An 11,754-nucleotide genomic window follows, 5' to 3' on the forward strand; every position below is an offset into this window, starting at 1 on the left:
ATCCTATTGAGCTTAAAGACTTTTATGGTCGAAAGATTTATGAAGGTGTTTTAGGAGAGATTGTAAATATACCTGATAATTGGGGAAAATTTATTAAGCCTAAAGCTGGTTCAAAAGTCTTTACTGGAAGAGTTGTTAACGGAACCCGTGATTTGATAGGTATTGGTCTACCTTTTGACTATCCTATACGGATTAGTGAGGTTGTAGAATTCATAGCAGAATGGCGTTGTTTTGTTTTAGATGGTCGCGTATTAGATGTTCGACCCTATACAGGTGATTATCATGCACAATTTGATCCTAGTGTAATTGATAAAGCCATATCATGTTGGAAAGATGCGCCAATAGCTTATGGACTAGATATAGGTGTTATTAGTGATGGCAGGACACTTGTTGTTGAAGTAAATGATGGTTATGCATTGGGAAATTATGGACTCTCTCCTTTAAACTCAATCAATTTTCATAAAGCTAGATGGAAAGAAATGGTAAAACCTTATTTTGAAAAAAACGATGTCTTTACTATGCCTGAAAATGAAAATATAAGTTTCTAAAAAGAATAGAATTAAATCTGTGTATCTGCAACGAGTAAGTTGCAGTTTTTTGTTTTGAATAATGATATAATAGATTAAGAAAATAATGAAAACGCTATATATTTGAAAGTCGATTATGAAAGTATGAAAACAATTGATATGATTATTAAATTGTCAACTGAATTTTATAACGATTTAAAAGCTGATGAACATGATAGATATCGTTCATGGGAGCATTGTTATTCACATTTTATGACAGCTCAAAAACTATTGCATTTGTAATTGTAGCAAAGGAGTACTAACATGCCGACATATACCGACGAAGATATTAGAAAATTAAATAAAATCACATTAAAAATTGCAGGTGATTATTTAGGTATAAGTTCACAAGCAGTTGCTATAGGCCTTAGAAATAATCTTCTTCCAATTGGTTTTGCTATTCATAACGAAGAAAGAGACAGACGTTTCACTGAGAGTTGGTCATATCATATTATCGCTGAAAGAATGATTTCATACAATCACGGTAAGCTATCAGAGATCCGTGTTGAAAATATTGAAACTAGTTTAGATAAAATTATAGAGGAATTTAACGTTTTAAAACAAGATCTACTTTTTATATTAAGCGAAAATGCAGAAGTGAAGAATTAGAAGTTTTTGAATTTGCGTTTTCGCTTGGTAAATATAAAAAAGGTGATGTAAAATATAAGGGTAAAGGTGTTTCAAATGAAGATGATAAAGACCTTTTCTAGAGAGGAACTCTATGAAGAAATCTGGGAGATAAGTGCAAAACAAGTTTCATTGAAATATGATTTAAGCTATTCAGACTTACTTAAGAAATGCAAAGAATTTGAAATCCCAATTCCCAATGGTAGTTATTGGTATCGTAAGAATACTGAACAAGATTTAAGTGAATTTATTGTTCCATTACCACAAAATGACGTAAATGAAGTTCATATTGATAGAAAAAGTCTAAAGAACAATAGAATAAAACCTAGTAAACATAAAGAAGAGAGTTCGGAAGATAAAAATAAAGATATTTTTAAGCTTGATACAACTAGTATAAGAAGTTCATTATCATTTATAGAGGACGATAAAATAGAACGTATTATTGAAGCAGTTTTAAACCTAAACCAGGCTCCAAATAAGAGATTACATAAATCTGTAGCTAATCTAAGAGATAAAATCGCAGAGTGGAATAAGAGGGAAACAGCTGCTTCCTATCCCTACTTTGATTCTAGGCACAGATATAATGATTTAAAAGAACCTAAATTTGTAAAAAATATTTCACTCAATTCTCTTCCACGTTTATATCGCTTTTTAGATACACTAGTTACTGTAATTGAAAGAATTGGTGATAATGTAACTTCAAATTGGGATATTCAAATTGATAAGGATATTGTTCGTTTTGAAGTTATAGAATCAACAGACAAAGTAAGTCATGAATTAACAAAAGAAGAAGCTAAAGAACTAGCAGAGTACAATGATAGCGTAAAGTTTAAGGGGTATGCTTATAAACCAAGAATAAAGAAGTATGACTATATTCCAAATGGAAACTTTCGATTTAAGATAATAGATGGTAAATACATTAAAGATACTAAAGAATTCACACTTGAACAATCAATCCCAGAAATAATTGTTTTAATATACCAAGAGTATTATAAAGTTAAGAACTTACGCCTTGAACGTGAAGAGAAAGCAAGACTATACGAAGAGGAACAAGAGCGAAAAAGAAAATTACAAAATAGAATCGAAGAAGAGAAGAAGCGGACAATGTCTCTTCTGAATATGCTAGAAGATTTTAAAACAGCAAATGATTTAAGATTGATGGCTGATAAACTGGAGATAGCGGGGAAACTTAGTAAGGATGAAATTGATTGGATTAGATCCAAAGCTGACTGGATAGACCCAATAGTTTCTTCAACAGATGAATTACTAGGAATCAGAAATCATGAAAATTCTAGAGAACAAAAAGAACAATATCTGAGTGAGAAAAGGTACTACTGGTAACTTTATTTTTCAAATGTTTATTATAGAAAGCTGTAAATAATGGAGTTATAATTATGACAACTAGTCCAGAAAATAATAAGTTTATAGAAAAGACAACAAGGGCTTTAGATGTAAAAAAGAAAGATCCAAGACTTGGAGTTAGAGGCTTTGAATTTGATAACTCAACATCTGAAAAAGATTGTGTTTTGGTTATTGGTCTAAACCTTGCAGGAGATGAAGAAGATGCAAAAAATGAGGAAGATATTAGGACATATCTATATAGTTTAAAAAAGTCTATTAAAAGTAAATATGCTTATAATAAATACTATAAACCTATTTATGAACTAATGAATGATATCTTTGATAATGATGCTAAATGGCATTGGTGTAATAAATCATGGGATATTTTAAGTAAAGAAATAGAACATTCTAAGGACAAAAATGTGATACATGAAGAGTATTTAAACCACCAAAATAGAAAAGTATCAATCTATATTGGAGATATGTTCTACTATCATGAAACAAGTTCTAAAAAACTTCCACTTAAAAAATCAATATCTTACCCTCAATACTGCAAAGAAATGTTGGAACTTCACATTGAGTCTCTTATAGAAGCTGGTAAAAGTATAAAATTTGTATACATAAATAATTCACGAGTTTCTCAATGGTTGTGTGATGGTGATATAAAGACATTTACAGTTTTCGGAGATAGGAAAATTCCTGTTTTCTTTGGTGGAATGCTTTCAGGTGGTAGAATGGATTTATTTTCAAAGAAAAGATTAGTTCATGAGATAAAAAAATATTTAAAAAGGATTGAATCAAAAATAGAAAAATAATTAAAATTCAGTGACAGGTTCAAGTTACATGAAAGAATATATTTTAAATTTAGAAAAAGAATTCTCTTTAATAGAAAATGGATTTAAAGAAGAAGAAGAGAGTAGAGCTCTTGCTGACTATCAAACAAACAATAATGCGTATACCAAAGAATTAGCATTTTTAGCCTTCAAATCCAATGTATACCAAGTTAGAATGTACAGTGTATTTCTCTTTGGATATTTGTTATCGTATGAAGAAATTTTGATCTTCATGAGGGATGAGGTTTCAAAGGATAACAATTGGAGAGTTCAAGAAGTATTAGCAAAAGCATTCGATGAATTTTGTAATCAAACAGGTTATGAAAAATCTCTTCCGGTTATTGACGACTGGCTACAAAATAATAATCCAAATGTCAGAAGAGCTGTTACAGAAGGTTTGAGAATATGGACGAGTAGACCATATTTCAAGGACAATCCAGATGAAGCTATTAAACGAATCGCATCATTAAAAGAAGATTCTAGTGAATATGTTAGAAAATCAGTTGGTAATGCTTTAAGGGATATTAGCAAAAAATTTCCAGAGTTTATTAAATAAGAACTTGATAGTTGGGACGTTAAGAGTAAAGAGATTCAACAAGTTTACAAGTTAGCACGTAAATTTATTAAGTGACAATTATTAGCTATAAAGTTAGAAAAAGGTAACTAAAAATATTTTCATTCTAAAGTTTAATTTTAAACAATAACTCAGTTGCTTTCGTTCTATAATATAGATGCTTGCCAGCACCACATGTGGGGGCGGTAGTTTTGATGTTAAAAGTTGCAACCAGTGAATAAATGAAGTGTAGAAAATAAAGGCTTGTTCAATTCAATATATGATGAATTACCGGCACCCAAACCAAAGAAAAAGAAATAATTAAATTAGAAGTTGTAGGGGGAAGAATGAGAATCGGAGTTATTCAAGCAAGTTCGCAAGCGAGCAAAAATCAAATAATCTATGATGCTGTATTAAAGTATGCTCCAAAGAAATCTGAGGTTATAAATTTTGGCTGTACGATGGAAGAAAATGAAAAATACTCGTATATAGAAATTTCTATTCTTATAGGTATCTTGTTGGCAAGTAGGACAGTTGATTTCGTTGTTACGGGCTGTTCTTCCGGACAAGGAATGATGCTTGCTTGTAATAGTATGCCTGATGTCATTTGCGGGTATGCACCTACACCGAATGATGCCTATTTATTCGCTCAGATTAATAATGGAAATGCGATATCATTACCATTAGGTGAAGATTATACATGGTCAGGTACTGAAAATCTTGAAAGAACAATAGAAGCTCTTTTCTCGGAGCCATTTGGGCAAGGATACCCCAAGAGTGAGGCAGAGAGAAAGGTAAGAGATACCGAGAAACTTAAAGAAATAAGAAGAATCGGGCAGGTTCAGTTTGAAGAATTTGCAAATGTACTAGATATATCATTGTTTGAATCAATAAAGAGGAAACAGAATGTAATTCAGAATGTAAAGGCGTATGGGAAGAAAGAAATAGCTGATTTAATGAAATGAGTAAATCACAGTTTGTCGGGGTAATACCTTTTAACGATAACCTTATGCTATCGTCAAAAGGTTTATAGACATGTTCCCACATACATGTTCACTTGGCATACATAGTGTTCACTCGTTTTATGTCGAGTGTGTGGTAATGCTTTTAAGAGCTGATTGAACAAGGAAAATTAGCTAGTGAAAGTCCTACAGTAAGGAGTTTAAACATGAAATTCCATGAATTTGGTGATAAGAATTTGCCTCCTATTTTATTGATACATGGTGGTGGTAGTTCTTGGTGGAATTATCTTCGTCAAGCACGAATCTTGTCAAAAGAATACCGTATTATTCTACCCACTTTGAATGGCCACGGTGAGGAATATCAACTTGATTATGTTTCTACTGAAGATTCTGCTTTGGAGATTCTAGACTATATCAAAGCAAACTGTGGTAGGAAATTGTTTGCAATCGGTGGTGTTTCACTTGGTGGTCAAATTGCCATGGAGCTTTTGTCTTTAGATAGTGAAATTGCTGAGAAGGGCATTATAGACGGAAGCCTCTGTATTCCTCAACCAAGGTTATCTAAAATCAGCATCTTTCTAGTGTCTCTATTTGGTAAACTGATGTTCAATAAATTCTCTTGCAAACTTCAGTTAAGCATGATGAACAAACTCTATCCTAAACTGGCTTATCCAGAGGAAATAAAAGCTTATTATTTGGAGGATCTGCCAAGGACACCTGTTAAAACATTGGTGACCATTTACAAAAACTATATGGGGCGTTACAAGCTGAAAGATATGATTTCTGCTAGCAAGGCTCAGGTTCTGTATATCTATGGTGAAAAAGAATTGAACTGTGTGAAAGAATCAGCGAAATTATTTCATCAGCTACATTCAAATACAATTTTGTATGAAGCAAAGGGTTATAATCACGGTTATTTATCATCTTACCTGCCTCAAGAGTGGATTGATTTGGTGGCACCATTTTTAAAGAGTGAACCATTGGGAATGTGTAATAAATCTGATATGTCACAAGGAGGAATCTTATGCTAGGAGCAATTATTGGAGGTATTGTAGGTTCAGTTTACGAATGGAACAATATCAAAACGAGGGATTTTCCTTTATTTCGTGAGGATTGATTTTTCACGGATGATACGGTTATGACCTGTGCTGTTGCAGAAGCGATTATGAATGGGGGACAAAAAGACGACTTTATTGATGCCGTGAAGAAATATGGAAGGATGTATCCTGATGCTGATTACGGTGCTCGGTTTAATGCATGGCTAAAGAGCGATAAGCGTGAGCCTTATAATAGCTTTGGGAATGGTTCGGCTATGCGTGTTTCTCCATGTGCTTGGGTCATGGACTGTGGTTTTTATGCGAGATCGGGTATGTTGCCTATTATACAAATCCTATTCTTTTCTGCAGAGGTAACCCATAATCATCCAGAAGGTGTCAAAGGTGCTATGGCTACAGCTGATGCTATCTTTCTGTGTCGTTTTTACTTTGGTGGTTATTGTAGAGAATACGAGCAACCAATTAACGACAATCCTACGGAGTGTAAAAGACGGATTAAGGATTATCTAGAGAAGGAATACGGCTACAATCTATCTCAAACTTTAGATGAAATTCGCTCTACATACCGTTTTAATGAAACATGCCAGGAAACTGTCCCTCAAGCCATTATTGCCTTTCTTGAAAGTACAGATTTCGAAGATGCGATAAGAAATGCCATCTCACTTGGTGGCGACAGTGATACTCTCGCTGCAATCACTGGCAGCATAGCCGAGGCAGCTTACGGCATTCCTAATTGGATAAAGGATAAGGCTTATTCTTACTTGGATAAACCCTTAAAGGATGTAGTTATGCGATGGGAAAATAGAATAAAATCATATTAATCTCCAGTACGTCAGATTTCTCTTTTCTGAGTTTTCATTATATAATAGCATTATATGTAATGGTAAATGCAGCTACGTTAACATTTCTATTTAAAAATGAAGGAGTATTATCAATGAAAAAAGCAATGGTAATTATTAACCCTACTTCTGGTGGCGAGAAGGCTTTGGATTACAAAGAAAAGCTGGAGAATAAAGCAAAAGAATATTTTGAGCACGTAGAAACCAAAATTACCGAAAAAGCGCTTGATGCAACACATTTTGCTGAAGAAGCTTCTCGTGAGCACTACGATGCAGTGGTTGTGTTTGGTGGAGATGGGACTGTCAATGAAGTTATTTCGGGTATTGCTGAGAGAGGCTACATTCCTAAGTTAGGAATTATCCCTGGTGGGACGGGTAACCTCATTACAAAACTTTTGAAAATCAATCAAGATATCGATGGCGCAATTGATGAACTGGATTTCAACTTAACCAATAAGATTGATATCGGAAAAGCGAATGACAATTATTTTGGTTATATCTTTAGTATCGGCTCTCTTCCTGAAGCGATTCACAATGTTGAAATCGAGGACAAGACAAAATTCGGTATTTTAGCCTATGCTGTAAATACCATGAAGTCTGTCATGACGGATCAGGTCTTTAACATTAAGATTGAGACAGAAAATGGAAATTATGTTGGTGAAGCTAGTCATGTTTTGGTTCTCTTGACAAATTACTTCGCTGATAAGAAAATCTTTGAAGAAAATAAGGATGGCTATGCCAACATTTTGATTCTGAAAGATGCGTCTCTATTCTCCAAATTATCAGTCATTCCTGATTTACTAAAAGGAGATGTTGTCGGCAATGATAATATTGAGTATATCAGAGCGCGTAATATTAAGATCTCTTCAGATAGTGAATTGGAGTCAGATGTTGATGGCGATAAATCGGATAACCTACCTGTAGAAATCAAAGTTCTAGCTCAGCGAGTAGAAGTATTTTCAAAACCGAAAGAGTAGAAAATAAAAATTAGTTTATTATTCACAACGAAATTAAGTTCTATATCAACGATTGGAGGAGGAATGAATTCTCTATTTGATGAATTTCGAACAATCTGTTCTCATTTAAACCAAATCGGAATCACTCCGACGCTCATGGGGTCCTTGGGTTTTGAATACCGTTCAAATGAAGAATGGGGGCCGTCTGACATTGACATTCATGTGCCTGGTGACCCTAGAGGTTGGGAAGCACCCGATCAACTCAGAATTTATGAGTGGGACAAGATAATGAAAGTGATGAAACACTTAGGCTATGCCTTAATAGATATTCATGAGCATGAATTCAAAAAAGATGGTCTGAGTGTTGAATTCGGAAGTATCGATTCTTTACCTGATTTTGCAGGAGTTTCGGAATCGGATATAGAGCTGATTCATCTCGATGACATCTCTTTTCGAGTTCCAAGTTTGGAACAGTTTTTAAGCATTTACAAGGCTTCTTCCCAAGATTCTTATCGAAATGAGCACAATAACAATAAGGATTTTAAAAAAATAGAGTGGTTGCAAAGATATTTGTAAATCATCATTTGAAAAGTAGCAAGTTGTAAGACTGGCTGCTTTTTTATTTATAGAACCAAACCACTAGAATCTACGGACAAGCCTTGAAAATAAAATACGAAAGTAGTATACTAGAATCACAATTATGAAAACGTTTGCGTAAAATTTGAATGAATACTTTAGGAGACAAATTGATGGAATTAAGTGCTATTTACCATAGGCCAGAGTCGGAGTTTGCCTATCTTTATAAGGATAAGAAGCTTCATATTCGGATTCGTACTAAGAAAGAGGACATTGAAAGCATCAACTTGCACTATGGGGACCCTTTTATCTTTATGGAGGAGTTTTATCAAGGTACAAAAGAAATGTCCAAGATAACTTCTGATGTCTTATTTGATTATTGGCAGGTTGAAGTGTCCGTTGACTTTGCACGTATCCAGTATCTCTTTGAACTCAAGGATACAGAAGGTCAAAGTATTTTGTATGGTGATAAAGGGTGCGTGGACAATTCTCTAGAAAATCTTCATGCTATTGGAAATGGATTTAAGTTACCTTATATACATGAGATTGATGCCTGCCAAGTTCCTGATTGGGTTTCAAATATGGTATGGTATCAGATATTTCCTGAGAGATTTGCTAATGGAAATGCTCGATTAAACCCAGAAGGAACATTAGACTGGGATTCATCAAGCACACCTAAAAGTGATGATTTCTTTGGTGGTGATTTAAAGGGGATTATTGACCATCTGGATTACTTGCAAGACTTGGGCATTACTGGTCTCTATCTTTGTCCGATTTTTGAATCTACGAGCAATCATAAGTACAATACGACGGATTACTTTGAAATTGACCGTCATTTTGGGGACAAGGAGACCTTTCGGGAACTGGTCGAGCAAGCTCATCAGCGTGGCATGAAAATCATGCTGGATGCTGTATTTAATCATATTGGTTCGCAATCTCCTCAATGGCAAGATGTTGTCAAAAATGGTGAGGAATCTGCTTATAAGGATTGGTTCCATATTCAACAATTTCCAGTGATGACTGAAAAACTAGCCAACAAGAGAGAGTTGCCTTATCATGCTTTTGGTTTTGAGGACTATATGCCTAAGCTAAATACAGCCAATCCAGAGGTCAAGGACTATCTTTTAAAGGTTGCGACTTATTGGATTGAAGAGTTTGATATCGATGCTTGGCGTTTGGATGTGGCTAATGAGATTGACCATCAGTTTTGGAGGGATTTTCGCAAGGCAGTTTTAGCTAAAAAGCCTGATCTTTATATCCTAGGAGAAGTCTGGCATAGGTCTCAGCCTTGGTTAAATGGAGATGAGTTCCATGCCGTCATGAATTATCCTTTATCTGATAGCATCAAGGACTATTTCTTACGAGGAATTAAGAAGACTGATCAGTTCATCGATGAAATCAATGGTCAGTCTATGTATTACAAGCAGCAGATTTCAGAAGTAATGTTTAATCTCTTGGATTCGCATGATACAGAACGAATCTTGTGGACGGCCAATGAGGATGTGCAACTGGTTAAATCAGCCCTAGCCTTTCTCTTTTTACAAAAGGGAACACCCTGCATCTATTACGGAACAGAGTTATCCTTGACTGGCGGTCCAGACCCAGATTGCCGTCGTTGTATGCCTTGGGAACGCGTATCAAGTGACCATGATATGTTAAACTTCGTGAAGAAGCTAATCAAGATTCGCAAACACGCGTCAGCAACCATTCAGCATGGCAAGTATAGCCTTCAAGAAATCAAACCTGATCTAGTAGCTTTGGAATGGAAATACGATGGACAAATTCTTAAAGCTATCTTTAACCAATCAAAAGAAGATTATCTTTTAGAGAAGGAAACCGTAGCACTAGCAAGCAATTGCCAAGAATCGGAGAATCAGTTTGTCATCTCTCCAAAAGGATTTGTGATTTTTCATTAAAGAGCAATTAAGAGTGACAGGAAAGTTGTAGTATAGAGAGCATTTTACAAACTGATTATTTGTCGTCTTGCTACAATTGGTATATAATTTAAGGTAAAGAAAATAGGAGGATTTATCGAATGGAATTAAAAGATTTTACAGAAAAAGAACAGGAAATGATTAAGAAGGGGCTGACTACGTCTAAGATTAGTGACAAGGAAACTGCTGAGAAGATTCTTGCGCTAGTACCACAAGACTTGATTAAGCGAATCCCGTTTTTCGTCAGAAAACATGCAACAACACGTACGATCAAACGCATTTCAATTGAACACCCTGAACTCTACGCTGCAGCTCAAACAAGTGGTGAAATTCCAGAAAAAGAACGAGAAGAACTACGTCAGATTATCACGACTATCTTTGAACAAAAGATGAATAAGCATAGCATTAAGTAAGATTTACATCAATTAAATCATAATGTATCAACTGAGCAATGTAAAGATTAATTCAACCATAATAGTTGAAAATGTATAAAGTAAAGGAGAGCAAATTTGTTCTCTTTTTTATTTGAAGTTTTGGTAAATTATATGAAAACTATGACTAAGATTATTAATTTGTCTAATATAATTTAACCTTGGTTCAAAATCTGTTAAAATAGTGGCATTAATAACTTTTCAGAACTATAATATTTATTTACTCTGATAGAGATTGTTACGGGAGTGAATTATCCCGCCATTGTAATTACCGTAATGATTTGTTATAATATGACAAAGGAGGAAATCAGATGGTAGTAAAAACAAGAAAACAAGGAAATTCAATCACCATTACGATTCCAAGTGAATTTAATATTCCAAGTGGTGTTAAATACGAAGCGAAATTGTTACCAAGTGGTGAAATTATCTTTACTCCTGAAGAATTGGATCAGCAGGTTTCTTATATATCTGATGATGCCTTTGACTTAAATTTAGATAAAATATTTGATGAATACGACGATGTTTTCAAAGCTTTGGTGGAAAAATGACAATCTATCTAACAGAAAAGCAAATTGAAAAAATAAATGCTTTAGCAATTCAACGGTATTCTCCAAATGAGAAAATTCAAACGGTTAGTCCTTCGGCTTTAAATATGATTGTTAATTTACCAGAACAATTTGTTTTTGGGAAGCCTCTTTATCCAACAATTTTTGATAAAGCAACGATACTATTTGTCCAATTGATAAAGAAGCATGTTTTTGCCAATGCTAATAAACGAACTGCTTTCTTCGTTTTGGTGAAATTTCTACAGTTAAATCATTATCGTTTTTCTGTAACGGTTGAAGAAGCGGTAAATATGTGTGTAACTATCGCAGTAGAGTCCTTAACAGATGAAAGCTTAACCACTTACGCCAAATGGGTCTCTGAACATTCGTTTAGAATTATTGGAAAAAATTAAGCTCAACTATTCAATTCTTGTAAGTATAAATAAAGAGACTATATTAGAAATCTATAATGCAAAAACGAATATTGTCTCTTTTTTTGATGGGTGAGAATTTTCGGCGTCTTCCTATATTTCATA

General features: G+C 34.2%; 12 protein-coding genes and 2 pseudogenes. All 14 read left to right on the forward strand.

Annotation, left to right across the window (positions count from 1 at the left end; translation table 11 throughout):
- The coding region (locus SMIDD26_RS05835; RefSeq protein WP_061439452.1) for an ATP-grasp domain-containing protein at positions 1 to 548 on the forward strand (548 nt) is incomplete at its 5' end.
- Between the two features lie 282 nt (positions 549 to 830).
- Positions 831 to 1,175, forward strand: coding sequence for a hypothetical protein (locus tag SMIDD26_RS05840; protein WP_061439453.1), 345 nt, complete (start codon positions 831 to 833; stop codon positions 1,173 to 1,175).
- A gap of 75 nt (positions 1,176 to 1,250) precedes the next feature.
- Positions 1,251 to 2,534: a hypothetical protein gene (locus SMIDD26_RS05845; protein WP_061439454.1), complete on the forward strand. Its 1,284-nt coding sequence runs from the start codon at positions 1,251 to 1,253 to the stop codon at positions 2,532 to 2,534.
- A 53-nt stretch (positions 2,535 to 2,587) separates the two neighbouring features.
- On the forward strand, positions 2,588 to 3,349 hold the full coding sequence (locus SMIDD26_RS05850; RefSeq protein ID WP_061439455.1) for a hypothetical protein: 762 nt from the start codon (positions 2,588 to 2,590) through the stop codon (positions 3,347 to 3,349).
- Positions 3,350 to 3,377: 28 nt separating this feature from the next.
- Positions 3,378 to 3,998 (forward strand): annotated as a pseudogene (locus SMIDD26_RS05855) (DNA alkylation repair protein).
- A gap of 269 nt (positions 3,999 to 4,267) precedes the next feature.
- Complete coding sequence (locus SMIDD26_RS05860) at positions 4,268 to 4,885, forward strand: RpiB/LacA/LacB family sugar-phosphate isomerase (RefSeq protein WP_061439456.1); 618 nt, start codon at positions 4,268 to 4,270, stop codon at positions 4,883 to 4,885.
- A 203-nt stretch (positions 4,886 to 5,088) separates the two neighbouring features.
- Positions 5,089 to 5,913, forward strand: a complete 825-nt coding sequence (locus SMIDD26_RS05865; protein WP_061439457.1) for an alpha/beta fold hydrolase — start codon at positions 5,089 to 5,091, stop codon at positions 5,911 to 5,913.
- A pseudogene (locus SMIDD26_RS05870) lies at positions 5,907 to 6,758 on the forward strand (ADP-ribosylglycohydrolase family protein). The gene SMIDD26_RS05865 and the pseudogene SMIDD26_RS05870 overlap by 7 nt, the downstream one beginning before the upstream one ends.
- Before the next feature lie 113 nt (positions 6,759 to 6,871).
- Positions 6,872 to 7,753, forward strand: coding sequence for a diacylglycerol/lipid kinase family protein (locus tag SMIDD26_RS05875; protein ID WP_061439459.1), 882 nt, complete (start codon positions 6,872 to 6,874; stop codon positions 7,751 to 7,753).
- A 63-nt stretch (positions 7,754 to 7,816) separates the two neighbouring features.
- Positions 7,817 to 8,308, forward strand: coding sequence for a hypothetical protein (locus SMIDD26_RS05880; protein WP_061439461.1), 492 nt, complete (start codon positions 7,817 to 7,819; stop codon positions 8,306 to 8,308).
- A 173-nt stretch (positions 8,309 to 8,481) separates the two neighbouring features.
- The gene (locus tag SMIDD26_RS05885) at positions 8,482 to 10,224 is read left to right on the forward strand and encodes a glycoside hydrolase family 13 protein (RefSeq protein WP_000423452.1); all 1,743 of its coding nucleotides are present in this window, start codon (positions 8,482 to 8,484) and stop codon (positions 10,222 to 10,224) included.
- A gap of 119 nt (positions 10,225 to 10,343) precedes the next feature.
- Positions 10,344 to 10,655: a hypothetical protein gene (locus tag SMIDD26_RS05890; RefSeq protein WP_000420556.1), complete on the forward strand. Its 312-nt coding sequence runs from the start codon at positions 10,344 to 10,346 to the stop codon at positions 10,653 to 10,655.
- Between the two features lie 329 nt (positions 10,656 to 10,984).
- Positions 10,985 to 11,221: an AbrB family transcriptional regulator gene (locus SMIDD26_RS05895; protein WP_000260601.1), complete on the forward strand. Its 237-nt coding sequence runs from the start codon at positions 10,985 to 10,987 to the stop codon at positions 11,219 to 11,221.
- Positions 11,218 to 11,631: a type II toxin-antitoxin system death-on-curing family toxin gene (locus SMIDD26_RS05900; RefSeq protein WP_000158361.1), complete on the forward strand. Its 414-nt coding sequence runs from the start codon at positions 11,218 to 11,220 to the stop codon at positions 11,629 to 11,631. The genes SMIDD26_RS05895 and SMIDD26_RS05900 overlap by 4 nt, the downstream gene beginning before the upstream one ends.
- Positions 11,632 to 11,754: the final 123 nt, after the last annotated feature.

Source organism: Streptococcus mitis (assembly GCF_001579035.1).
Taxonomy (GTDB): Bacteria; Bacillota; Bacilli; order Lactobacillales; family Streptococcaceae; genus Streptococcus; species Streptococcus mitis_J.

What these genes read in the sequence shown, in the direction of transcription:
- SMIDD26_RS05900 (WP_000158361.1), top strand. Translation starts at nt 11,218, where the DNA reads ATGACAATCTATCTAACAGAAAAGCAAATTGAAAAAATAAATGCTTTA.
- SMIDD26_RS05885 (WP_000423452.1), top strand. Translation starts at nt 8,482, where the DNA reads ATGGAATTAAGTGCTATTTACCATAGGCCAGAGTCGGAGTTTGCCTAT.
- SMIDD26_RS05895 (WP_000260601.1), top strand. Translation starts at nt 10,985, where the DNA reads ATGGTAGTAAAAACAAGAAAACAAGGAAATTCAATCACCATTACGATT.
- SMIDD26_RS05845 (WP_061439454.1), top strand. Translation starts at nt 1,251, where the DNA reads ATGAAGATGATAAAGACCTTTTCTAGAGAGGAACTCTATGAAGAAATC.
- SMIDD26_RS05880 (WP_061439461.1), top strand. Translation starts at nt 7,817, where the DNA reads ATGAATTCTCTATTTGATGAATTTCGAACAATCTGTTCTCATTTAAAC.
- SMIDD26_RS05850 (WP_061439455.1), top strand. Translation starts at nt 2,588, where the DNA reads ATGACAACTAGTCCAGAAAATAATAAGTTTATAGAAAAGACAACAAGG.
- SMIDD26_RS05890 (WP_000420556.1), top strand. Translation starts at nt 10,344, where the DNA reads ATGGAATTAAAAGATTTTACAGAAAAAGAACAGGAAATGATTAAGAAG.
- SMIDD26_RS05875 (WP_061439459.1), top strand. Translation starts at nt 6,872, where the DNA reads ATGAAAAAAGCAATGGTAATTATTAACCCTACTTCTGGTGGCGAGAAG.
- SMIDD26_RS05840 (WP_061439453.1), top strand. Translation starts at nt 831, where the DNA reads ATGCCGACATATACCGACGAAGATATTAGAAAATTAAATAAAATCACA.
- SMIDD26_RS05865 (WP_061439457.1), top strand. Translation starts at nt 5,089, where the DNA reads ATGAAATTCCATGAATTTGGTGATAAGAATTTGCCTCCTATTTTATTG.
- SMIDD26_RS05860 (WP_061439456.1), top strand. Translation starts at nt 4,268, where the DNA reads ATGAGAATCGGAGTTATTCAAGCAAGTTCGCAAGCGAGCAAAAATCAA.